The sequence below is a fragment of the Rathayibacter sp. AY1D5 genome, from assembly GCF_002932515.1.
Classification (GTDB): Bacteria; Actinomycetota; Actinomycetes; order Actinomycetales; family Microbacteriaceae; genus Rathayibacter.
The window spans coordinates 1-21,388 of sequence record NZ_PSVU01000037.1 but is presented as its reverse complement, the minus strand read 5'-3'; the positions used below and the strand labels follow the sequence as shown (position 1 = coordinate 21,388).

Genomic DNA, 21,388 nt, shown 5'->3' with positions numbered 1-21,388 from the left:
ACCCAGGTCGCTCATTCTCAGCGGACGAGGAGGCGATATCCACTGTCGTGGTCCCACACCTCACCGAGGGCGGACCACTCAGCGGGCGTCAAAACTCGAACACCGTGTCCGGATCATCCCACGCGGCCCGAAGCTCCGCGAGGTTCCCGAGGTCGGCGAGAGGGGAGCTACGGGCCACCTCGACGATGCCCCCCACAACGACGCGGAGCGCCTCCACGTCCCCTGACTGCAGGGCGACGTCGAGGCCTGCGAAAAGCCTCTGGTGCGTCTCACGTCGCTCAGCGAAGATCTGGTCGAAGTATGTCTTCAGTACCCGCTCCGAGGCCTCGATGCGCGCCACTTCAGTCTCGCGATAGGTTCGAAGCTTCTCGCGCTTCGTGCTCTCCGTCTCGTGGATATGAACGGCTTCACGGCTGGCGTCGATAAGTTGGGTCAGCGCACCGAGTGCGTCAGCGGCAGTGAACTTGCCGGCAGCGGCGGAGACTGCTCTGCTCGTCCTCGACGGCACGGGAGTCGTCTTCTTCGCCTCATCGGTCATTGCGAATCACCTCGTCCTCCTCGCGATACTTGAGCACCAGTTCACTTGTCCTTTCATCAAGATCGACGTCTTCGTCGATAATCGGCGCCGTAGCGACGTCCCGAACAGCCTTCACAAGCACGACCGCCTTCTGGAATCGCTCCGCGTGACGCTCGACCTCGAACGGTTCGGATTCGAGCAGATCGATCGCGGCCGCAGACTCTGAAATGAGCCTAGCCAGAATCGAGTCGACCTCGCCCACTCTCTCCTGGACCGCGAGTAGAAGCCCATTGCGGGCGTCCAGCTGAGCGATTCCGATCTCGATCTGGGTCTGATACGCAGCCGCGGCACTTTTCTCTCTGGTTCCACGGTTCTTGACCGTCAAGCCCGCGATCAGCGCCGTCGGTCCGATCACGGCGACGTTGAGCATCGTCGCACCTAGCGCCATCCCGCCGCCCCCGGCCGCTAGCGAACCTCCTCCCAGCCAGGCCAGCGTCGCGCTTGTCGCAGCCGCTCCACCCAGTCCGGAGATCGCCGTTCCCGTGCCTGCCGCCGCGAAAGAAGCAACGCCGGTGCGCATCACGATAGGAGCAGCAACCCCGGCGATGGTCGAACCGACGACTCCCCGCACCCACCCCGCGATGTCCGCGTCGAGCTTGGCGAGCCCCAAAACCTGCTGATCTGCTCCGTCTATCCCATCGAGAATTAGATGCTCGCTCGCGCGTACCTGCTTATTGTGCCGAACAAGAAAAGCCTTCATCCGGAGAATGACCTCCCGGTGCGCGCGTTCCTGGGTACTTCCCAGAGCCCGAAGGCACTGATTCGTCTCCTCTACTGCTGCGTCGTGAAGTTCGTGTCGTGCCTCGTAAGCGGCTTGGTGCGCTTTTCTATCGGCTCTCGCTTTCTTAATCTGAGCTCCACCCCAGATGCCCGCCGCGCCGCCCCCCGCGCCGGAGACGGTAGTCGCAACGACGATCGCGAGTGGGATCAGAGGTAGAACCACAGTGATGTCTCCAAGCGTTGGACCGCTGCTTCGCAGCGATCGGTCACCCGTGGCGAATGCGGTTCAAGCCTAGGTCCTAGCGCACCAGTCGAGCTCCGGAACTTAACGAACCGGGCTACCCGTACTTCGTGACCAGCTCGAGCGGGAACGACCACCGGACCGGCATGTCGACGGCGAGTTACCCGCGGCTCCCCGACGACGGCTTGAACCCGTGCGACGCGCTCGTCTGGCGCACTAGCTGACGATTCGCGTCCCTCGGGCTTCTGACTCCAGGGAGGCGCGGCGCACGTGCAGGTCTATCGCCCTTCGGACCGCCTCGTCCTCGTCGCGAGATCGCCCGTACCCTGAGTGCACCGCCCACCCGAGGAACAGGACCAACCGCTCATGGACGTGCAAGAGACCCGACTCCAGCAGGTCCTGGAGGGCGCCAAGCAGTACCGCGTGCCGCTGTACCAGCGCCCGTACTCCTGGACCGCGAAGCAGCTCGATCGGCTCTGGTCGGACGTCGTCGACCTCGCCGAGCAGCGCGTCAATAGTCCGGGCGCCACTCACTTCACCGGCTCCCTCGTCCTCTCGCTGGGCGAGATCGGGCCGGCAGGGTCGCAGTTCCTCGTCGTTGATGGGCAGCAGCGCCTCACCACCCTCAGCCTGTTCATCTGCGCCCTGCGCGACCACTACGCGGAGACGGAGCCGGAGTACCCCGAGAAGGTGCAGCGGCTCGAAGAGACGTACCTGTTCGACCGGTTCAAGCGCGGCGATGATCGGTTGAAGGTCCTGCCCACGCAAGCCGACAGGCAGGCGTTCCGGGCGATCGTCGACGGGAACATCGATCAGTCCGTGGCGTCCGGCGTGCTCGACGCCTACCGGTTCTTCCGCACGAAGCTGCACGGCGCCGATGATCCCGACGACGCCTACGACATGGATCGCATCGAGTCGGCAGTTCTGAACGGTCTGGTCTTCGTCTCCATCACGGCGCACGCCCACGACAACGTGTACCGGATCTTCGAGTCGCTCAACAACACCGGCCTCAAGCTCACCCAGGGCGATCTGCTGCGCAACTACATCTTCATGCGGCTCGGATCGCGCAGCGAGGAGATCTACGACAGCTGGTGGCTGCCCCTGCAGAAGGCCCTCTCACCGGCCGATCTCGAGGCGCTGTTCTGGATCGACCTGATCTGGTCCACACCCGATGCGAAGCAGGGAGACATCTACTCGCTGCAGGTCGATCGGATGCGGTCGCTCACTGAGGATCAGATCGTCGCCGAGGTCCGCCGGTACAGCGGACTCGCCCAGTTGCTGGCGGTGATCCGGAACCCCGAGAACGAGCCGGACCCGGACGTCCGTGCCGCGCTGCAGCGCAATGTGCAGTGGGGGCTCTCGGCGACCGACGCGCTCGTCCTCCACCTGCTCCGGCTGCGCGACGCGGGCTCGGTCAGCTCCTCCGAGGTCGCCGAGTCGTTGCGACTGCTCGAGTCGTTCATGGTGCGCCGAGTCATCATCGGCGCGAGCAGTGCGGCTCTGTCACGGATCCTCTATCGCGCACCTCTCGAGGTCGGGGAGTCGGACGTCGCGGCGACCCTCCACCGCTATTTCTCCGTCGGGCGGAAGTTCTTCGCGACCGACGCGCAGATCCGCGAAGCCGTCCTCTCGAAGCCCTTCTACTACCAGGGCCGACCAGCACAACGGAAGATGATCCTCGCCTGGCTCGAGGACGCGACTCCCATCGAGTGGCGGAACAGAGACGTCTCCGCGAAAGAGCACACGGATCGCAGCGCGGCCACCATCGAGCACGTCATGCCGCAGACGCTCAGTCAGACCTGGCGCGAGGCGCTTGCCGGCGACCTCGAAACTTTCGACTCCGTCGACGAGATGCACGAGTCCTATGTGCACACGCTCGCGAACCTGACCCTGACCTCATACAACTCCGAGCTCAGCAATCGCCCGTTCTCAGAGAAGCGGCAGCTCCTCGATGCGTCGAGCTTCCGCCTCAATCGCGAGATCGCCGGCCAGACAGCCTGGACTCGCCGTCAGATCGTCGAGCGCGGCTCCGTCATCGCGGACAGGATCATCTCGACCTGGGCCGCCCCTCTCGCTGACACGGATTCAGGGGGGTCCCGCATCTCCTGGAAGCTCGTCCTCGACCTCGTCGGTGCGATTCCTGCGGGGCGGTGGGCCAGCTACGGCGACATCGCGACTGTCGCCGGGACCCACCCCGTCCCTCTCGGGCAGTTCCTCATTCATGCTCCGGCGCCGAACGCGTATCGCGTCCTCAAGCAGTCGGGTCAGATCTCGCCGGGCTTCGTCTGGGGCGCCGACAGCCCGCACGCTGACGTCGTCCCCGAGGAGCTGCTGGCATCGGAAGGTGTGACTTTCGATTCCGCCGGCCGCGCCGATCTCCGACACAAGCTGACGGTTCCGGAGCTCGCCGAGCTCGTGGGGCTCTCGATCCACTCCGACATCGACTTCGTCCCGGATGAGGGGAACAACGAGCGAGCAGAGTTCCTCGCCGGTCTCGCCGACAGGCAGGCTCCGTCGACCGTCCACGGTGTCGTCGAGCTCCTCGACGAGTGGGAACGTCTCGGAGGCATTCTGGACTTCGGGGCGGCGGAAGAGACGTCCTGCTTCCTGGTTGCACGCGGCTCCAGTCCGGCGTCGAAGAGCATCTGGCCGCTGACCATCTACCCGAGCGGCAGTGTCGAGGTCGTCTTCCAGCACATGCGGAGTCGCCCGCCGTTCGACTCGCTCCCTTTGAGACAAGCGCTGCTCAGTCGCCTCAATACCGTCAGCGGCGTCGACCTGCCCGCCGACCGGTTGGAGAAGCGACCTTCTTTCGATCTCGAAGTCTTCGCCGACCGCTCTGCTCGACGGCAACTCGTCGAGGTGCTCGAGTGGTTCGTGGGCGAGCTGGCGTCGCACGACAACGCGCTTATCAGCAGCAGCGGGTGATCTGGGAGCAAATCATCGCGCGGGGTTGAAGCGCGGATCCGTTCTAGAGTCGCAGAATGCATCCCCAGCGACGCCACTGAGCCGCACCCGGGAGCCACGCACCGCCGCTTCTCTACCCGACTCATGCCCCGATGCGATAGGAGAAGCGACCGTGAGCGCTTCAGGCGCCTGACCTTGCTTCGCGCCGCGGCCCCATCGGCGACCGCCTGCTCCAGTCCCCGATCTTCGCCAGCCGCACACGAGGCCTCGGGTGCGGAGGACCAGAATCACGACATTCCACCCCTCACTCGGCGAGCGACTTCCACAACGAGGCGTTGGTCTCCGTCATCGCCCAGCCGTCGCCGGGCCAGAAGATCGGCCAGCGGGTGTCGCCGCCCATGCGGTTCTTCATCCACACCGTTGCCCGGCCGAACGCGCGCTGCATGGTCAGCGGCTCGACGCCGGTCACCTTCGCCACGTCCTCGAGGGCGACCGCCGACGGCGACGCTGCGGCGAGGATGTCGAGGACCTGGCAGAAGAGCTTGATGGACTTCGCTTCGCCGGACCGGAGGACCTCGAACTCCTCGAGGGTCCACTCTCGCGAGTCTTCGATCGTCTCGTCATCGTTGCCCAAGACTCTTGCGGCTCCCGGGTTGCTCACGCTCGCAGCGCTGGAGTTCTGCCCTGCGATGAAACGCATCACGGGAATAACCAACTCTTCGGGCACGGGCACATTCACGTAGGCGGTCATTGTTCTTTCCTTTTCTCTGAGACGAAGTCGAACAAGAAGACCGTAACACGTCTTGCATGAGTCTTGCAAGAGCCGCCGTGCTCAGCGTGTGCGCCAGCGCTCGACCCCGTGCGCATGAGGCGAGCAAGAAGATCGCCGCCGCCGCGCTTCTGGGATGGGAGCCTCGGGCCGATGCCGTAGCCGAAAGGTCCGGCTCTTCCCGCCTGCGCACCTCGCCAAGCTGACGAGCAGCGCGCACCGATCGCCTCTGCGCAGAGGTTCACGATCTCCTACCAGGAGTCCCCTCCGCCTCCTTCGGTACCGTCTCCCCCGTGTCCGACCCCACTACCGACGCCCCCGAGGTCGCCGCCGAGCACCTCCGCGCGGAGCTGCAGCTGAGGCGCTTCGGGCGGCTCCGCCTCACCATCGACATGGCGCTGGGCAGCGGGATCCTCGCTCCCTACGACCTCGTCGTCCTCCGCCTCGACACAGGCGCCGAGATCATCCGAGTGAAGGCCGACCTCACCGACCCCCACTACCTCCTCGGGCAGGTCGAGCTCGACCTCGAGACGAAGACGGTCGCCCAGTTCCTCGAGGAGTGGCGTCCCGCCTGACGGGGCAGGCACAGCCGCGATCCCGATGACGGGGACAGCACTGCGCTGAGGCGACCGGAGCAGGACGGCGGAAATCCGCACCCCCTCGCCTCACGGACCCGCAGGAACCCTGTCCCGCTCCTCACCGACGACCACCACCGGCACCCATGCGCCGCGCGCCGGCCGCCCCGCCCACCACACGTACACACCGGCAGCGACCACAGCGCCTCCGGCCGCGACCGCCCACCACGGGAACCCGGCGACGTCGGGCGACTCCCCCGCGGCGTCCACGTCCGACTGCGGCGTCGGGATCACCCGTTCGCCGGTGACGAGGATGCGGTGGGTGTTGATCCCGAGCGGGGTGCAGGTGACGAGGGTCAGGAGGTCCTGGCCGGGCTGCACGAGGAGGCTCTGCGTGTCCTCGGGCTCGACGACCAGCGTCTCGCGCACGCGGTAGGTGACCACTTCGCCGTAGACCTCGATGGTGAAGGTGTCGCCGACGTCGACGCGGTCGAGGTGGGTGAAGAGCTCGGCCGAGGCGAGGCCGCGGTGGCCGGTGAGCACCGAGTGGGTGGAGGGGCCGCCGACCGGCAGGGCGGTGCCCTCCAGGTGGCCGACGCCGCGCTCGAGGACGGGGTCGCTCGTGCCGTGGAAGATCGGCAGGTCCACGTCGATGGCGGGGATCCGGATGCGGGCCATCAGTCCCTCGGCGTCGCCGCGCAGGAGGGAGGAGTAGCGCTCGCGGTCGGCGACCTGCTCGTCGTCGGCGAGGGGGAGGCGCTCGTTCGCGGCGACGGCCGCGCCGCCTCCGCTGAGGCTCTGGTTGTAGGCGCGGGCCTCGACGAGGTTCTGCCGGAGGGTCTCGGCGCCGAGGTCGGTGATGTCCTGCGTGAGGGAGTCGATCTCGCGCGCCTGCTCGACGGCGCTCAGCCAGCTGGCGGCGACGGGGTACAGCAGCAGCGCCACTCCCGAGAGGCTGATGAGCGCGATGACCAGCGGGGCGATCGGGAGCCGCCACCGCGGCCGGCGGTGGAGCTGCCTCCGGGAAGGAAAAGGGCTGGAGACAGAGGAATGCGGGGCACCCGACGGGTGCCCCGCATTCGACTTCGTCATGGTGTGACGTTACTCCGCGGTCTGAGCAGCCAGCGCGGTGCGACGGCGCGAGGCGATCAGGCCCGAACCGATCGCGAGGGCGATGAGCGCGCCTCCACCGAGGGTGAACCACTGCGCGCCGCCACCGGTGAGGGGCAGGGCGAACGCCGGCACCTGGGTGTGGAGGAACTCGACGTAGTTCTGGATCGGCGCGGTGGCCGAGCTCGGTCCGGCGACGACCTGCGTCAGCACCTGGGCCGGGGTGGGCAGACGGAATCCGGCGGGCGGGGTCAGCTCGCGGACGTAGTAGTTGCCCGGCGTGATGATCGGGATCTCGACGATGCCGTTCGCTCCGGTCGTCCAGTTCTGGTTGCCGTTGATGAACACCGCGTTCTGGCCGAGGTTGGCGTCGTTCTCGGTGAGGAACACCTGGTAGACCGCACCCGCGAGCGGCACGCGGTTGGCGCCGTTGTTCTGGTACGCGTACACGGTCAGCTGACCGATCGGGGTGCTGCCGGTGACCGTCTCCGTGGCCCCGTTCACGACGCTCGTCGCCGAGTTGGTGATGATGCCGTTGGCCGGGATGGCGGTGGCACGGGTGAGCACCGTGAGGGTGACGACGCCGCCCTGCAGGCCCTGGAGCTTGGTGAGGCCGGACTGCAAGAAGTTCAGCGTCACGTTCCGGGTCGCGGCGTCGTAGCCGAGCGTGTAGTCGGTGTTCGCGATGAACGCCGGTGCGGGCGCGGTGCCCGCGGCGCTGGTCACGGTGATGCCGGTGGGCGCGACGCCGGCCGGGCCGGTCGGCAGGTAGGTCAGCTCGGCGGGGAGCGTGTCGGTGAGGGTGAACGCCTCCAGCGCGTCACCGGCGGCGAGCACCGGGACGTCCGAGGCGATGGCCCAGCGGATGAGGTCGGGGTTGCGCGCCTCGACCGAGTTCGCCGCCGCGGGGACGCGCGTCTTGGTGAGCTCCGTGACCGCGTTCTTGGGGTAGACGTGGACGTCGTAGATCCACTGGTTCGCCGGCGCACCGGTCGGGCCCGTCGGGAACGGCAGGGTGACGAGGAACGGCGCCGCGCCGTTGGTGGCTCCGGCGGGGAGCTGGGTCTCGGTCACGAGGTAGAGGCCGAGCGGCATGCTCGCGCCGTTGTTGAACACGGCCTCGCCGTCCGTGCCGCTGGTGGCGGTGAAGGTGTCGGCGGCGGTGACGCGGGTCGCCGCGGTGCCCGGGGTCAGGTTCGCGACCTGGTTCCAGCCGTCGGGCGTGGTGAGGTCGACGCCCTGGACGCGCGCGGCGGTGAACACGGCGCCGGGCAGCGCGTCGCCGGGGACCGTGATCTCCTGGCCGGTGCCGATCGCCTGGCCGTTGTTGGATCCCAGCGCGAGCTTGTGCACGGTGAGGGTGCGGCTGATGGTCGGGTCGATGTTGCCGGGCAGCGTGACCGCTGACGCCGGCGCGACGGCGGTGAAGACCGCCGCAGCGCTCAGCGCGAGGACGCCGGCTGCGGCGGCGAGCCGCCTGGTGAGTGAGCGGGACATGAGATCTCTCCTACTGAGGTCGTGAGTGCTGGTGTCGTGGAGTCGAAGGTGTGCGGGAAGGGGTCTGCGGGAGAGCGCCGGGGCTCTCGGTCGGGGCGTCACCGGGAGGGGCCTCGCAGCCTCCGGCGCCGCTCCCAGAGGAGGAGGCCGAGTGCGAGAGTGAGCACCGACCCCCCGCCCAGGAGGAACGCGTCGGTGCTGGCGCCACCGGTCAGCGGCAGGCGTGTGGGGTCCACGGGGGCGTTGACGAAGCGGTAGACCGCCGTCTGACCGGCCGTGGGGGCCGTGATCGTCCGCGAGGCGACCGGGGACCACGTCGTCCCGGTCAGGCGCTCGAGACGCAGTTCCTGGTAGGCGAGGCGGCGGGTCGGATCCGTCGCCGCCTCGGACAGCGTGTAGCCGTGGCCCGGTCGCACCTCGAAGGTACTCGCCGGGTTGCCTGCGGCGACGTACTCCGCGCCGGCCCGGGTCTCCGTCGGGAGCGTCGCTCCGGCCAGTGCGGCGGGCGTCGCGGTGACGCGCCAGTCGGCCGCCTGGAAACCGGTCTGGGGGCGCAGGACCTGCTTGACCAGGGTGATCGTCGCGCTGGCGTTGTCCACGGTGCAGGTGACGGCGGCGCCGTTCGTCGGGGTCACGTCTCCGGCCGCGCTCACGGTGAGGGCGGCGCCGGTGTCGGTGCGGCACTGCCAGGGTCCGGTCTGCACGGAGGTGGCGGAGCCGCCCGTCTCGGCGAGCCGGTAGGCGGCACCCGGGGTGACGGGGATCGCCGACACGCTCGAGGAGCCCGCGCGGCCGTTCGGCCCGGGCAGGGCTCCGGCGGGACCAGTGGCGCTGAGGGTCCAGTCGCTGGGCAGCGCGCTGCCGGAGCTCACCGTCTTCACGAGCGTGAGGGAGGCGGTGGGCCGGTTCACGATCGAGCACTCGACGACCGCCGCGGAGGCGATGCCGGTGAGGCTCGCGCTGATGACGGTCCCGGACTGCGAGAAGGTCGTGGCCCGGGCGGCGCCGTTGACCGTGCAGGCGCCGCTGACGAACGCGAAGCCCGTCTGCTGCACCTCCGAGACGGTGAGGGTCGCCCGCGACGCCTCCGTGCCGAACAGGACGGTCCAGGTGGCCTGGCCCGCCGCGTCCGTCTGCTGGCGGGGCGACTGCTCCGGCAGCAGGGCGACGGTGCCGGCGGTGGCCGTCGCCGTCGTGCCGACGGTCCAGTCCGTGCCGGGGCGGGTGGTCCCGGAGGCGTCCCGGATCGTCTTGGTGATCCGCACGGTGGAGGCCGGGCGCGGGGAGTTGAAGAAGGTGCAGGTGACGTTGACGCCGAGCCGGTTCGGGAGGGTGACCGTCCCGGTCGGGTTCGAGCCCGTGCTCACCCGTACGCCGTCCGCGTAGCACTCGTAGATGCTCGTGTAGGCGGTGATCGGGGAGGCGGAGCCGGCCGCCATCGCCTCCGAGACCGTGACGGTGCTGTTGATGGGCGTCGGGAAGGGGCCGATCTGCGCGGTCTGGCGACCGGTCGTGGCGCCGGTGGTGGTGGCCGTGGCGAACGGCGTCACCGGCGAGCCGGCGGAGGCCGTGAGCTGGAACTGGTCCGCCGCGGCCAGGCGCCCGACGACGCTCTTCTGCACGGTGATCGTGGCCGGCGAGGAGCAGCCGGAGAGGTCGACGGCGTTGACGCTCACGCGCGGCGTGCCGCTGACGCGGGTCCAGGTGGTGACGTCGAACTCGTACGCGCTGCCGGGGATGGCCGGGACACCGTTCGCGGCGGCGACGTCGCCGTTGGCGAGGTAGACGGTTCCACGCGGCGAGAAGGCGATGCCGTTGATGTTGGCGAAGGCGGCGTCGGTCCCCGTCACGGCCTTCGCGATCGAGGTGTTCACCGGGAGGGCGCCGCCGGTCGCCGCGGCCAGGGCGTCGGCCGGCACGGTGAAGATCGCAGCGCTGCTGGCGTTGTTGACCGAGCCCGCGCCGACGACGTAGAGGTTGCCGCGAGCGTCGAACGCCATGTCGCCGTTGCCGTTGGGGGTTCCGGAGGTGGGGAAGGAGCCGACGAGGGCGAACCGGGTGGCGACGGGGTTGGCCTCCGTGAAGCTCCAGATGTAGAACTGGCCGCTCGCGAAGCTGCCGAACAGGTACCGGCCCGTCCGGAGGTCGACCGCGCCGGCGACAATGCTGCCGGTCACCTGCGCTCCGCCGGCCACGGTCGTGTACGCGCTGTTCGCGATCCTCTGGAAGCCGGCCTCCGGCGTCCACTTGAGGACGGCGTCGACGTCCGTCGCGTCGGACGAGCGGTCCAGCGCGTAGGCGAAGGCGCCGTTCGCACCGACGCCGAGCGCGTTGGCCTCGGCGGTCCCCGACCAGCTGCCGATCGAGGTCAGGGATCCCGTGACGATGTCGGCCTGCTGCAGGGCGCCGGCCGCCGTGAGGGAGTAGAAGCGGCCGGTGTCGCAGAACAGGCGCGGCGTCTGCACCGTGTTCGTGAAGGTGCAGAGCACCTCCGCTCCCGCCTCGCTGGGGATCGTGATCGACCCGGCGGCGGAGGCTCCGGAGGCGATGACCGTGCCGCCGCGCGAGCACTCGTAGCTGTTGGAGTACCCCAGGCCCGCGCCCGCGGTCTGCGCCTCGGCGATCGTGTACGTCGCTCCGGACTGCACGGTGAGGCGGCTGATCTGCGCGGCCTGGATCCCGGTGGCGGTGCCCGTGGTCGTGGCCGACGCGAGGACCGTCGTGCCGCTGCGCACCGAGAGCGTGAACTGGTCGCCCGTGGCGCTGCGCACCGGCAGGTTCTTCCGGACGGTGAGGGTCGTCGCGGCCTGGATCGTCACCGACGTGGGGGCGGAGGCGATGAGGCCGGTGGGAGTCGTGGTCCCGGTGCTGTACGTCCCGGCGGCGGCGGCCACCACGTCCACCGAGATCGTGCAGGAGGTCGCGCCCGCGGCGAGGTCGCCGCCGACCGTCGAGACGGTGGAGGATCCGGCGGCCGCGGTCACGGCGAACGCCGTTCCGGTGACGTCGGTGCAGGACCCTCCGACGGCAGGCGTCGGGGCCACGACGAGGCCGGCCGGGAGAGCGGTCGAGAAGCGCCAGTCCGCCTTCGCGAGGAGGTCGCTGGTGTTGGTGACCGTGTAGGTCAGCGTGGTCGGCACCGTCGCGGTCGGCACCGCCTGCGTGAAGGCCGCGTCGAGCGCGGGGGTGACGTCGAGCACGCGGAGGTCGTCGACGGCGAAGGCGCTTCCCGTGCCGGTGACCGTGTTCACGAGCTGCACCTGGGCCGCGGCGATCTGCGCCGGAGTGAGGAGCGCGGTGCTCGTGCCGGTGTAGGCGGCGGCGCGAGCGGAGGCGGGGAGCGCGGGATCGACGAGCGAGCCGAGCCCGCCGACCAGCGGGAGGGTCGGGGACGTGTAGAACACGCCGCCGGTCGCGGCGCAGGGCACGACCGGTGCGGCGAATCCGGTGAGGACGGTGGACCCGCCCGACACCAGGTTGAGGGAGAGGGACGCGTTGTTCGTCCCGCACTGCCCGCCGGCGGCGTTCATGCCGACGGCGTAGTAGCGGGCGGCGGGAGCGGAGACGCCGATCCCCGCGGCGCTCTGGGCGACGGTCGTGCCGCCGGTGATGGCGGCGTACGGGTACTCGACCAGGGCGTGGTTCGCCTGCGTGCCGGTGTTCGAGCCGTTGGCCGGGGCGCTGCTGGAGGTGGACCCCGGCACTCCGGCCGCCACCTGTCCGAGGACGTCCGCCATGCGGCGGGTCTCGCGTGCGGCCGACGATCCCGTGCCGACGGTGAGGAGGGGCCGGGTCGGGCAGAAGGCGGAGTTGGGGTAGGGCGCCGTGTAGTTGACCAGGACGCCGGTGCAGTTCGTGGCGGTCGACCAGCCGGTGGCTGCCGTGTAGCGGCCGTTCGCGTAGGCGGTGAGCGCGCTCGGGGTGGCGGTCAGGCCCTGCTCGAAGGTCTCCGTCCACACCTGTCGCGGGGCCTCGGCGACGCCGGCGGCGAGTGTGGAGAAGCCTCCCGCTGCTCGCGCCGTCGCGGGTGGTCCGCGGTCCGACTCCTGATCGTCGTCCGAGGCCGCCGTGGGAGCGGGCGCCGATCCGGCCGGCGCCGTCTCGACGGGCTGCTCCGTCTCTGCGGCGCCGCGGGGTGCTGCGGGATCGGGCTCGTCCTGAGCGGGCTCCTCCGCCGTGGCACTCGGCGACTCCGCGGCCTCGGCGGGTGCGGGCGGGGCGGACGTCGACGGGGCGGACGCTGACGGAGTGGGTGCCGACGGAGCGGGTGCCGGATCAGCCTCGGGGGCTGTCGGCGGTGTCGGTGCGACCGGCGTCGGGAGAAGGGCGGGGGCGTCGCCGGCGACCGGATCCGCCTGGTTCGCGGCCTGAGCGGAAGAGGAGGCGGAGACGTCGCCGAGCCCCCACGATCCGACGAGGAGAGCGCCGATCGTCGCGAAGACGACGGCCCGCATTCCGAGGCGCGACGGCGCTCGGTGCCGTGAGGGACGGCGCCGCCGGGTCGTGAAAGCCATGGTTCTGCTTCTCAATCGTGTTGTCGATCGTGGAGATGAGCGAAACGTCGACACGACGAACGACACGGATGTCGCAGCGAGTGCGGAGGCCCCAGACTCCGGAGGGGAGCACGCATTCCGCGCGGGCTTCCGAAGATGAACGTATAGGTCGGCCTCCCTCTCGCCATAGAGAAGTGAGCCCCCCTTGTCGGGGCCATAACCGATGAGAAAAGGACCGGGGTGAAGCCGAATATGGCGCCTTTTGACGGGTCCTCGCGAAGGAGTTCTAAGAAGTGAGCGCGCGCGACCGGCTCGGCTCACTCCTCCCGTCAGGTCCCGTGCAACGCTCGGGCCCCACCCGGCCACGTACTCGGTACACGCTCGACCGACGAAGGATGGACCCGATGACGCGACGCACACTCGACGACCTGCTCTCCCGCAGCGACCCCGCGACCGACGACCGGGCGCCCGGTGTCCGCACCGCCCTGCACAGCGTGATCGCCGAGACCCGCGAACGCGCGCCCCGCCGTCCCGCGCGGTCGAGGGCGTGGTGGCTGGCGGCTCCCGTCCTCCTCGTCCCGGGTCTCGTGCTGGCGACCAGCGCCGGCACCGACGTCCGCTCGGTCCCCGACTTCACGATCCCGATCACCTACACCACCGACTCCGGCTCAGCGGTGTCGTGCTCGATCGACTACTTCAACGGCGAGATCGACTACCGCGAGGTCACCACCTCCGCGACCGACTACCTCCGCGCGCAGGACTGGAGCGGCGTCGGCCAGCGGATCCACGACGACGCGCTCGCCTACACGACCGACCCCGTCTGGCTGGCCTCGGACATGAACAGCGACGGCCCCGGCCTCTCGGAGGAGACGATCCGCTGGCGCGCCTGGATCACCGCAGCGGACGACCACATCCTCGACACGATCCCCGAGGGCGTGATCGTCGAGGGCGACGGCGGCCTGGGCGGTAGCACCGACTGCACGGGAGAGCTGTGATGAGCGCCGGCGAGGCGGCGCCGTCCATGGCGCGCAGCGTCGTCCGCTCCCCCGCGCGCGACCGGGAGGCCGAGATCACGGCCCTGGTCGAGCGGGAGGCGCCGGACCTGCTCCGCTACTTCGCGCGGCGGACGGCGAGCCCCGAGGACGCCGCGGACCTCCTCAGCGACACCCTCCTGATCCTCTGGCGGAAGGAGCGGTCGATCCCCGAGGACGAGACGCGCGCGCGGATGTGGGCGTTCGGCGTCGCGCGGCGGGTGCTCTCGGGCCAGCGCCGCACCGCGACCCGGAGGAGCGCGCTCGTCGAGCGGCTGGCGGAGGAGCTCCGCATCACTCCGCCCGCACCCGCCGACGACGCGGCGGAGGACGTCCGCGCCGCGATCGCGCAGCTGAAGCCCGTCGACCAGGAGATCATCACCCTCGTCTACTGGGACGGCTTCTCCCTCGCCGAAGCGGCCGAGATCCTGTCCCTCCGCGCCGCGACCGTGCGGAGCCGGCACGCGCGGGCGCGGGCGACGCTGCGGGACGCGCTGGGGGCGGCGATGTGAGGACGGGTGCGGGGCGGGCGTACCGGCAGCACCATCCGGAACCCGTGGAACCAGGTCGGCACAACGCCCCCCAACGAACGACGTTCGGCCCCGCCCCGCAGGCACCTAGTCGAGGAAGTACGCGTTCACCTTCTCGTCGGTGTCCAGGATCTCCTCCGAGGGCACCCCGACTCGGGCCGCGAGGTCGATCGCCCCGAGAAGCGCGACCTCGATGTCGGGAGAGAACGCCCGGTCGAGGATGTCGATGAAGTGCAGCATGCTCGTCTCGAGCTTCGCCAGGAGATCGGCGTAGTCGGCGGCCAGCTGTTGATCGAGTGAGCGCTGATCCTCGAGATATCCGGCGATGAGCGCTTCTTCCCGGGCGGAGAGCGAGGACGACGCGACGCTGAACATGACGGAGCCGACGGTGTTGCCGATGACGGCGCCGAGGACGGGGACCGGGATGAGCACCTGCCCGACGACCGAGGACAGCGCGCTGATGCCGGCCTGGAGGCAGAGGATCTCGGAGTTCTCGATGAACTCGATCTCGGAGATGTCGCCCGCTCGCAGCCTGCTCGCCTGGCCCGCGATCCCCAGCGCGGCGGTCGTGACCGTGTTCGCCGTGGCGGCCGACGTCGCAGTGAGATTGGTGAGTGAGTAGATCGTGAGACCGCGGACACCGCCCTTCACCGCGCCGAGACCGGAGGCGTTCGCGATGTCCTTCCAGTCGTCGGCCGAGAACTCCTTGAGCTTCGTGCCTTCGCGGCGCTTGGCGAGGACCGCGGAGACGAACGCGGTCCCACCCTCGATCCCGGCGGCGACGACGGTGACCTGAGCGCCCTGGCGCACCGTCGCCCGGTTCTCCCGAACGGCAGCCGTGCGGGCGGCCTCGTCGGTCGCCGTGATCCTTCCCTCCTCCGCCGCGAACGTGTCGGTGTACGCACCGAGCTGCACGTCGCGGTACTCCAGCCGGGAGGGCTCGAGTGCCGCGATGTCGATCGTCTCGCTCGAGAAAAACGTCTTCACCCGGTTCCAGTCGCGGAGGGACGGGCCGTCCCCGCTGCGAGAGAGGACCTTCGCCGCATCCTCGGCGGACATCGCGTGCAGCTTCTGGATGACCTCGAAGTGGTCGCTCGGGATCTGGTACCTGCCGCCGTTCCTCACGAAGTCCGGGTACCTCTCGAGGTGCTCCGTGATCGCGCCGAGGCCGAACCGCCCGCCGGCGGCGGAGAACTTCTGCTGGATCAGCAGGCCGTTCCGCATCAGATCGACGGGGCCGTTGTCGTTCACCCAGGCGTTGCCGCCGGTCTCCCCGAGCACAGCGGCACGGGCGTTGCCGATGCCGACCTCGGCGACCTCGGCGATGAATCCGTGCGCGCCCTTCACTCCACCGCGGTTCGACGAGACCACGTCGCCTATGTGCAGGAGGGCCGTATCCAGATGGTCGAGAGCCGTCGAGAGGTTCTGGTCCTGCCTGCTCAGGGCGCCCATGAGGCGATCGACGCGCACCTGGTTCAGGTAGCCCACCCAGGCGGCGACGGCCTGCTCGTGAGTGCTTCTGGCGACGTCGGCGAGATCAGGCATCGTCGGCGGCCTGCTCCACACGGGCGCTCAGCAGTGCCGCACTCGCTTTCGCGACGTTCACGAGCGCGCCGAGCTGCGACTGCTGGGAGGGAGCCAGGGTCGCGAAGTCCGCCCCGAAGAACGGCAGCGCCTCGCCGTAGACCTTCAGAAGCAGCTCTCGGGTAGAGGCGGTGCGCTGGAGGAGGTCGTCGATCTGCGCGTCCATCGCCTGCACCTGCGCGATGTTCCGCATCACGGCGGTGAGCATCTCGTGCTTCGTCTCGCGATTCTCGAACTTCTTCTTCGTGAACAGGACGACCGAGGTGAGGACGGCGGCGCCTGCGAGGCTCCAGCCGACCGGGCCGGCCAGCGCGAGCAGCGCTCCTCCCGCGACGGTCCCTCCGCCACCGGCAGCGACGGCTCCGCCGCCGAGCCATGCCAGGGCGGCCTGGCTCGCAGCGGCACCGGACAGGGTCGAGATCGCGGTCCCGGTCGACGCGGTGCCGAACGTGGTGGCGACCCACATGGCGGCGGTCGGCGCGACGCTCGCGATCGCCGCTCCGGCGGTGACACCGGCGCCCGCTCCCGCCGCGGACTTCCGTGCAGCGACAAGATCAGCGCGGGCGATCTCCTCGGCGTCCAGGAACCGGGCTCTGTCGAGCTCGATCTGCTCGAAGTCCCTGCTGAAGGACTTGGGCGTGTTGGCGATGCTGTTCACCACGAGCTCGACGAGAGCGATCAGGTCGGTGGAGCGCTCGCGTTGCCGGAGGAGGGAGAGCCCGTCGTCGCTCATCGCCGTGAAGGCGCGGTTGTACTCGGCCGTGACCTCCTCGTACGACTGGAGGCTCCGCGGGCCGAACTTCTCGGCGGCTGCTTCGCGGAGATCGCCGGCCTGCTCCATCACCTGCGTCGTAGCGCTCCGCGCACGCTTGCTCAGATCGCCGGCAGCTTGTGCGACTCTCTCCTTCGCCGTGGCCAACTCCGGTCGCTCGACCATCACCCTCACCTGTTCCCCGTAGACGCCTTTTCCCGGCTCGACACTATCCAGCCGCGTATCGAAAGGTGATCGGGAACACCGCTGCCAACGCTTCTCGGACACCCCTGCCGGGCGAGTTGCCCCCGCCGCTGTTCCTCCGGCTCGCGGCCCTCCGCGCCCCTTCACCCGGCACCCCCGCCTGAGTAGCATCCCCCGCATGAGCAGGCTCGTCGTCTCCGTCCTCACCTCGCTCGACGGCCGCTTCGAGGGGCCCGGGCACGACCTCTCGGCGCTGCCGTTCGAGGACGCGTTCAACGACCACAACCTCGAGCTGCTGCGCCGCGCGGGCACGCTCGTCTACGGCGGCGGCTGGTTCCGCGACAACTGGGACAGCTGGAGCGCCGTCGCCGCGGACGGAACGGCGGGCGAGCGGGAGCACGAGACCGCGCGGCTGGTCACGTCGCTCGACGCGCTGGTGATCAGCGACTCCCTGGCTCCCGATCCGGCGGCGCCGTGGGCCGCCACCACGCGGATCGTGCCGCGGGAGCAGGGTCCGGCCGAGATCGGACGGCTCAAGCAGGGCGACGGGGGCGACCTGCTGATGTTCGGCAGCGGCACCACCTGGAATCCGCTCCTCGAGCAGGGTCTGGTGGACGAGCTGATCGTCCTCGTCGGCGCCGGACTCGCGGGCGGCGGCACGCCGCTCTACTCCGGGGTGCCGCAGCACGGGCTGCGCCTCCTCGACGCGACGGTTCTGCCGGGCTCGGAGCTGGTGCGGCTCCGCTACGACGCGAGCGGGGCCGGCGGGCGCTGAGCGGGACCTGCCGACGCGCGAGGACGCCGGCGGACCTGCGCCCTTCGAGCCGTCGAGGCGCTCGCCTCCGCCGGGGTGCGCACGACCCCGGCTGAGACAGGGCGGCCTCCCTCAGGAGCCGACGCCCCCTCCCGTCAGCTGACGTCGTGCGCGCGAGGCGCAGGGGCCGCCCCGGACAGCGAGCGGTCGCCCGACGCTGCAGGCCTGCGGAGTGCCCCGGCGCACAGCCGGACCCCCAGAACGACGCTCGTCACGCCTCCCGCCAGCAGCCCGGCACACACCGCGGTCCAGATCGTCATGCTCGAACTCGGCACGGCGTGCAGCCCGAATACGAGCCCCGCTCCGCTGCCGACCAGCGCGGCCGCGACCAGTGGGATCGTGAGCGCCGAGCTCTTCTCGGCGGCGGTCCACGACGAGCTCCACAGGACCAGAACGGCGCCGATCGGCCAGCCGATTCCGGGGATCAGCAGCCAGCCGAAGGCGAAGACCAGGGAGGCCGCGACCGCGAACCACCGACGGGCGAGAATCCCCCGCACATTTCCGTGCTGAACTCCGGCCTGGACCTGATCTGACATGCGTCGGAGCCTACGGAGACGGACGGGACCGCGGCACGAACTGGCGCAGGGCCCCCGCGCACCGGCACACGGCGCGGCGAGAATCGCGTCTGTGGCGCAGCGAACGCGCCACCGTACTCCGAAGCCTTGGCCACCTGTGCACGCCATCAGTACCTTGTCACGCAATGTTCCACCCGGAACAAGAAACGGAGACACTCATGTCTGGATTCAGATCCAAGCTGATGGCGGGGATCGCCGTCCTCGCACTCGCTCTCACCGGAGCCGCGCCTGCGAGCGCGAGCACGGAAGCCGAGCACTCGGAGGTCGTCATCGCCCGCGAGTTCCTCTCGGAGTACGGCGTTCCCTCCGAGACGCAGGACGACCTGGTCGAGGCGTACCTCGCCGGCGAGGCGTGGGACTCGCTGTCGAGCGCTAACCCGACCGTGATTCTCAATCAGATTTGTCAAGCCAGCGGGGATGGTTTGGCTCGCCTGTTCTTCCTTCTCTCCCAGCGTTTTTTTGCCTGGAAGGCACGTAGTGCCGAGCAGGGTCGGGGGCGGGAGCGCAACCCGGAGGGCGGAGGAGGAGAGGTTGTCGGCGCGATGTGAGGGAGCGCAGCGACCGCGTGCCGAGAACCTCGGAGGAGCCGGCCGCGCAGCGGCTTGCGCGGACACTGGAGGCCCGTACGCTGCCGAAGGCTTCCAGGCAAAAATGCGCACAGCGCTCAACACCGCCGCCGGCCAGAGGCCGGTGTTCGCTCGGGTCTGTGAACCGCGACGCTCGTCGCGGCGGCTCTCAGTGGTCTTCGGTGAGGTGGCGGTAGATGGTGCCGCGAGACACGCCGAAGGTGTCGGCGATCTGCTGGACCGTGTAGGTCTTCTCGTCGTACATCGCACGCGCCTGTTTCGCCTTCGTCGGCGTCATCTTGAAGCGCCCGCCGCCCTTACGTCCGCGAGCTCGAGCGGCGGCAAGGCCGTCGTGGGTTCGCTCCACGATGAGGTCGTGCTCGAACTCCGCGATCGCGGCGAGCATGTGGAAGAACAGCCGGCCGCCCGGAGTGGTGGTGTCGATGCCCTGAGACAGCGCCTTCAGTCCGACGCCGCGCTGCTGGAGGCCGTCGGCTACCTCTTTCAAGTTCCGCACGGACCGGCCGAGGCGATCGAGCTTCGTCACGACGAGGGAGTCACCCTCGCGGAGGTAGTCGAGAGCGTCCTCGAGCGCGGGACGCTTCGCGAGTACTCCGGAGGCGTGCTCGACGAACACCTTCTCGCAGCCGGCTGCCGTGAGCGCATCGGTCTGAGCGTCGGGGTTCTGGTCTCTGGTCGAGACGCGCGCGTATCCGATCGAAGCCATAGGCCTGACTGTACTGCGAACGTAGGTTGCGGGTCATAGCTCTCGGACACGGGCCGTGGAACACGGCGCGCCGATTGGACCGCCGCGCTGCTCGACCGTCTCGTAAACGATCGTTCGCGAACACCTCGGCAGTGGTCGCTCAAATCGATTTCTGTCGATAACATCGGTGCATGCCGATTGATCACGTGCGGGGCACCTCTGCCGCCGTCTCCCTCTTTCACTCTTTGGCCGACCCGAAGCGTCTCCAGATCGTGCGGCGACTTCAGCATGGTGAGGCTCGGGTCAGTGATCTAGTGGCGGAGCTGGGCGTGGCGCAGTCGACGGCTTCTGAGCACATGAGCTGCCTGCGCGAGTGCGGCCTGGTCGTGGGGCGTGCAGAGGGACGGCAGGTGTTCTACTCGTTGGCCCGTCCGGAGCTGATCGATCTTCTCGAGTCCGCTGAGGCACTTTTGGAGGCGACGGGGTTCCAAGCGGATCTGTGCGGCACGTTCGGGGCGGAAGCACGGAGCGCACGTGACGTGGACGCTGCCGCATCGGAGGTCCGTCGGGGCGTGGAAGTGGCGCCGTGATCGGCACTATCGCGGCGGCAATCGGACTGTTCGCTGCGACGAACATCGATGACATCGTGGTTCTGACGGTGCTGTTCCTCGCGTCCGCCCGTGGCTCGCTGCCGGGCTGGAAGGTTGTGGCGGGGCAGTACCTCGGCTTCGCGACTCTCGTCGCGATCAGCGTCGTTGCCGCCGCCGGGTTGACGATCATCCCGGATGAGTGGGTGGGGCTTTTGGGCCTGATCCCGCTGGCGATCGGTCTGTACGGGCTCATCCGCACCCTGCGCAGCAGGGGCGATGATGACGACGACGATGACGAGAGTTCGATCAGTGCGGTCGGGCTGCTGGGCGTTGCGGGGATCACGATCGCGAACGGCGCGGACAACATCTCCCTCTACACGCCCGTATTCCGCACGAGCCCGATCGCGGACACGGTGGTCACGATCATCGTGTTCTTCCTCCTCGTCGCGGTGTGGTGCCTGATCGCTCGCGTCGTCGGCACGAACAAGACGGTGACCGAGCTGTTGGAGAGGGTCGAGCACTGGCTTGTGCCTGCCGTATTCATCGGCCTGGGTCTGTTCATCCTGATCGAGTCGGGTGTTCTGCCTCGACTCCTCGAGCTGTTCTGATGCCCGCCACGCGCAGGCTCGTCCTCCGAGTGGCTTTCATCGCTGCGCTGATTGCGGCCGCGTTCGGTCTTGATCAGCTCACGAAGAGCTGGGCCCTGACAGCGCTGGAAGACGGACGCACGATCGAGCTCGCTCTCGGAGCGCGGTTCGAGTTGATCTTCAACCCCGGCGTCGCCTTCGGGATGGGCTCCGAGCTGGGACCTGCACTGGCGGTCGGACTGATCGTCATTCTTGTGACCCTCACGGTGTGGGTGTTCGTGCGGACCATCCGCGGGGCTCCGCTGGGTGGACCGGCACTTCTCGCTCTCGCCGCCGGCGGTGGCGCAGGTGGTGAAGATGTCGGCGACGTTGAAGATCGCGAACCAGTCGACCGCGATGAAGTCGACGACCTCTCCGCCCAGCGGCGTGTCCGCGGCTCGGCTGATGCGGTCCCAGATGTTCCCTGCGCCACCGCCGGCGGCGAGAGCGAGAAGTGCCGGTCCACCCAGCGGAGCCCCGCGGATGGTCCGCACGAACACCCACACCGTGAGGGTCACAAGA

General features: G+C 69.3%; 18 protein-coding genes and 2 pseudogenes. 9 read left to right on the top strand and 11 right to left on the bottom strand.

Features of this window, described 5'->3' with window-relative positions; genetic code table 11:
• Positions 1 to 88: 88 nt before the first annotated feature.
• Positions 89 to 538: a hypothetical protein gene (locus C5C82_RS11990; protein ID WP_219814843.1), complete on the bottom strand. Its 450-nt coding sequence runs from the start codon at positions 536 to 538 to the stop codon at positions 89 to 91.
• A complete protein-coding gene (locus C5C82_RS17320; RefSeq protein ID WP_146085990.1) occupies positions 528 to 1,277 on the bottom strand; it encodes a hypothetical protein in 750 nt (249 codons plus the stop codon). The genes C5C82_RS11990 and C5C82_RS17320 overlap by 11 nt, the downstream gene beginning before the upstream one ends.
• A gap of 627 nt (positions 1,278 to 1,904) precedes the next feature.
• Between C5C82_RS17320 and C5C82_RS11980 the strand changes: the two genes are divergently transcribed.
• Complete coding sequence (locus C5C82_RS11980; protein WP_104355137.1) at positions 1,905 to 4,466, top strand: DUF262 domain-containing protein; 2,562 nt, start codon at positions 1,905 to 1,907, stop codon at positions 4,464 to 4,466.
• Between the two features lie 283 nt (positions 4,467 to 4,749).
• On the opposite strand, the gene C5C82_RS11975 is transcribed toward C5C82_RS11980, so the two are convergent.
• Complete coding sequence (locus C5C82_RS11975; protein WP_146079450.1) at positions 4,750 to 5,196, bottom strand: hypothetical protein; 447 nt, start codon at positions 5,194 to 5,196, stop codon at positions 4,750 to 4,752.
• A gap of 311 nt (positions 5,197 to 5,507) precedes the next feature.
• Between C5C82_RS11975 and C5C82_RS11970 the strand changes: the two genes are divergently transcribed.
• Complete coding sequence (locus C5C82_RS11970; protein ID WP_104355136.1) at positions 5,508 to 5,789, top strand: hypothetical protein; 282 nt, start codon at positions 5,508 to 5,510, stop codon at positions 5,787 to 5,789.
• Between the two features lie 90 nt (positions 5,790 to 5,879).
• Here C5C82_RS11970 and C5C82_RS11965 read toward each other — a convergent pair whose 3' ends face one another.
• The 3 genes from C5C82_RS11965 to C5C82_RS11955 form a co-directional block, all read right to left on the bottom strand.
• On the bottom strand, positions 5,880 to 6,881 hold the full coding sequence (locus C5C82_RS11965) for a class C sortase (protein WP_104355135.1): 1,002 nt from the start codon (positions 6,879 to 6,881) through the stop codon (positions 5,880 to 5,882).
• 9 nt (positions 6,882 to 6,890) lie between these two features.
• A complete protein-coding gene (locus tag C5C82_RS11960) occupies positions 6,891 to 8,396 on the bottom strand; it encodes a SpaH/EbpB family LPXTG-anchored major pilin (protein ID WP_104355134.1) in 1,506 nt (501 codons plus the stop codon).
• Positions 8,397 to 8,494: 98 nt separating this feature from the next.
• The gene (locus tag C5C82_RS11955) at positions 8,495 to 12,910 is read right to left on the bottom strand and encodes an LPXTG cell wall anchor domain-containing protein (RefSeq protein WP_146085989.1); all 4,416 of its coding nucleotides are present in this window, start codon (positions 12,908 to 12,910) and stop codon (positions 8,495 to 8,497) included.
• Positions 12,911 to 13,293: 383 nt separating this feature from the next.
• On the opposite strand from C5C82_RS11955, the gene C5C82_RS11950 reads away from it, so the two are divergent.
• Positions 13,294 to 13,884, top strand: coding sequence for a hypothetical protein (locus tag C5C82_RS11950; RefSeq protein ID WP_104355132.1), 591 nt, complete (start codon positions 13,294 to 13,296; stop codon positions 13,882 to 13,884).
• Positions 13,885 to 13,910: 26 nt separating this feature from the next.
• On the top strand, positions 13,911 to 14,432 hold the full coding sequence (locus C5C82_RS11945) for an RNA polymerase sigma factor (RefSeq protein ID WP_104233024.1): 522 nt from the start codon (positions 13,911 to 13,913) through the stop codon (positions 14,430 to 14,432).
• A 105-nt stretch (positions 14,433 to 14,537) separates the two neighbouring features.
• On the opposite strand, the gene C5C82_RS11940 is transcribed toward C5C82_RS11945, so the two are convergent.
• Complete coding sequence (locus tag C5C82_RS11940) at positions 14,538 to 15,995, bottom strand: hypothetical protein (protein WP_104355131.1); 1,458 nt, start codon at positions 15,993 to 15,995, stop codon at positions 14,538 to 14,540.
• Positions 15,988 to 16,875, bottom strand: coding sequence for a hypothetical protein (locus tag C5C82_RS11935; RefSeq protein ID WP_219812565.1), 888 nt, complete (start codon positions 16,873 to 16,875; stop codon positions 15,988 to 15,990). The genes C5C82_RS11940 and C5C82_RS11935 overlap by 8 nt, the downstream gene beginning before the upstream one ends.
• Before the next feature lie 292 nt (positions 16,876 to 17,167).
• Here C5C82_RS11935 and C5C82_RS11930 point away from each other — a divergent pair, with 292 nt between their 5' ends.
• Positions 17,168 to 17,764 carry a dihydrofolate reductase family protein gene (locus C5C82_RS11930; RefSeq protein WP_104291927.1) on the top strand — a complete coding sequence of 199 codons (597 nt, stop codon included), beginning with the start codon at positions 17,168 to 17,170 and terminating at the stop codon, positions 17,762 to 17,764.
• Between the two features lie 134 nt (positions 17,765 to 17,898).
• Here the strand turns inward: C5C82_RS11930 and C5C82_RS11925 are convergent, their stop codons facing one another.
• Positions 17,899 to 18,339: a hypothetical protein gene (locus C5C82_RS11925; protein ID WP_146078440.1), complete on the bottom strand. Its 441-nt coding sequence runs from the start codon at positions 18,337 to 18,339 to the stop codon at positions 17,899 to 17,901.
• A 197-nt stretch (positions 18,340 to 18,536) separates the two neighbouring features.
• Here C5C82_RS11925 and C5C82_RS11920 point away from each other — a divergent pair, with 197 nt between their 5' ends.
• Positions 18,537 to 18,926: a hypothetical protein gene (locus tag C5C82_RS11920; protein ID WP_104257770.1), complete on the top strand. Its 390-nt coding sequence runs from the start codon at positions 18,537 to 18,539 to the stop codon at positions 18,924 to 18,926.
• Between the two features lie 187 nt (positions 18,927 to 19,113).
• Here C5C82_RS11920 and C5C82_RS11915 read toward each other — a convergent pair whose 3' ends face one another.
• Positions 19,114 to 19,671, bottom strand: a complete 558-nt coding sequence (locus C5C82_RS11915) for a recombinase family protein (RefSeq protein ID WP_104256092.1) — start codon at positions 19,669 to 19,671, stop codon at positions 19,114 to 19,116.
• A gap of 170 nt (positions 19,672 to 19,841) precedes the next feature.
• Here C5C82_RS11915 and C5C82_RS11910 point away from each other — a divergent pair, with 170 nt between their 5' ends.
• The 3 genes and pseudogenes from C5C82_RS11910 to C5C82_RS18080 form a co-directional block, all read left to right on the top strand.
• The gene (locus C5C82_RS11910) at positions 19,842 to 20,240 is read left to right on the top strand and encodes a helix-turn-helix transcriptional regulator (protein ID WP_055794452.1); all 399 of its coding nucleotides are present in this window, start codon (positions 19,842 to 19,844) and stop codon (positions 20,238 to 20,240) included.
• Positions 20,237 to 20,848 carry a cadmium resistance transporter gene (locus C5C82_RS11905; RefSeq protein WP_055794455.1) on the top strand — a complete coding sequence of 204 codons (612 nt, stop codon included), beginning with the start codon at positions 20,237 to 20,239 and terminating at the stop codon, positions 20,846 to 20,848. Before C5C82_RS11910 ends, C5C82_RS11905 begins: the two co-directional genes overlap by 4 nt.
• Positions 20,848 to 21,117, top strand: a pseudogene (locus C5C82_RS18080) (signal peptidase II); the annotation flags it as partial. The gene C5C82_RS11905 and the pseudogene C5C82_RS18080, both read left to right, overlap by 1 nt.
• A 108-nt stretch (positions 21,118 to 21,225) precedes the next feature.
• Here the strand turns inward: C5C82_RS18080 and C5C82_RS11900 are convergent.
• Positions 21,226 to 21,360 (bottom strand): annotated as a pseudogene (locus C5C82_RS11900) (hypothetical protein); the annotation flags it as partial.
• Positions 21,361 to 21,388 lie beyond the last annotated feature (28 nt).

What these genes read in the sequence shown, in the direction of transcription:
- C5C82_RS11990 (WP_219814843.1), bottom strand. Translation starts at nt 538, where the DNA reads ATGACCGATGAGGCGAAGAAGACGACTCCCGTGCCGTCGAGGACGAGC.
- C5C82_RS17320 (WP_146085990.1), bottom strand. Translation starts at nt 1,277, where the DNA reads ATGAAGGCTTTTCTTGTTCGGCACAATAAGCAGGTACGCGCGAGCGAG.
- C5C82_RS11980 (WP_104355137.1), top strand. Translation starts at nt 1,905, where the DNA reads ATGGACGTGCAAGAGACCCGACTCCAGCAGGTCCTGGAGGGCGCCAAG.
- C5C82_RS11975 (WP_146079450.1), bottom strand. Translation starts at nt 5,196, where the DNA reads ATGACCGCCTACGTGAATGTGCCCGTGCCCGAAGAGTTGGTTATTCCC.
- C5C82_RS11965 (WP_104355135.1), bottom strand. Translation starts at nt 6,881, where the DNA reads ATGACGAAGTCGAATGCGGGGCACCCGTCGGGTGCCCCGCATTCCTCT.
- C5C82_RS11960 (WP_104355134.1), bottom strand. Translation starts at nt 8,396, where the DNA reads ATGTCCCGCTCACTCACCAGGCGGCTCGCCGCCGCAGCCGGCGTCCTC.
- C5C82_RS11955 (WP_146085989.1), bottom strand. Translation starts at nt 12,910, where the DNA reads ATGGCTTTCACGACCCGGCGGCGCCGTCCCTCACGGCACCGAGCGCCG.
- C5C82_RS11950 (WP_104355132.1), top strand. Translation starts at nt 13,294, where the DNA reads ATGACGCGACGCACACTCGACGACCTGCTCTCCCGCAGCGACCCCGCG.
- C5C82_RS11945 (WP_104233024.1), top strand. Translation starts at nt 13,911, where the DNA reads ATGGCGCGCAGCGTCGTCCGCTCCCCCGCGCGCGACCGGGAGGCCGAG.
- C5C82_RS11940 (WP_104355131.1), bottom strand. Translation starts at nt 15,995, where the DNA reads ATGCCTGATCTCGCCGACGTCGCCAGAAGCACTCACGAGCAGGCCGTC.
- C5C82_RS11935 (WP_219812565.1), bottom strand. Translation starts at nt 16,875, where the DNA reads ATGGAGCAGGCCGGCGATCTCCGCGAAGCAGCCGCCGAGAAGTTCGGC.
- C5C82_RS11930 (WP_104291927.1), top strand. Translation starts at nt 17,168, where the DNA reads ATGAGCAGGCTCGTCGTCTCCGTCCTCACCTCGCTCGACGGCCGCTTC.
- C5C82_RS11925 (WP_146078440.1), bottom strand. Translation starts at nt 18,339, where the DNA reads ATGTCAGATCAGGTCCAGGCCGGAGTTCAGCACGGAAATGTGCGGGGG.
- C5C82_RS11920 (WP_104257770.1), top strand. Translation starts at nt 18,537, where the DNA reads ATGTCTGGATTCAGATCCAAGCTGATGGCGGGGATCGCCGTCCTCGCA.
- C5C82_RS11915 (WP_104256092.1), bottom strand. Translation starts at nt 19,671, where the DNA reads ATGGCTTCGATCGGATACGCGCGCGTCTCGACCAGAGACCAGAACCCC.
- C5C82_RS11910 (WP_055794452.1), top strand. Translation starts at nt 19,842, where the DNA reads ATGCCGATTGATCACGTGCGGGGCACCTCTGCCGCCGTCTCCCTCTTT.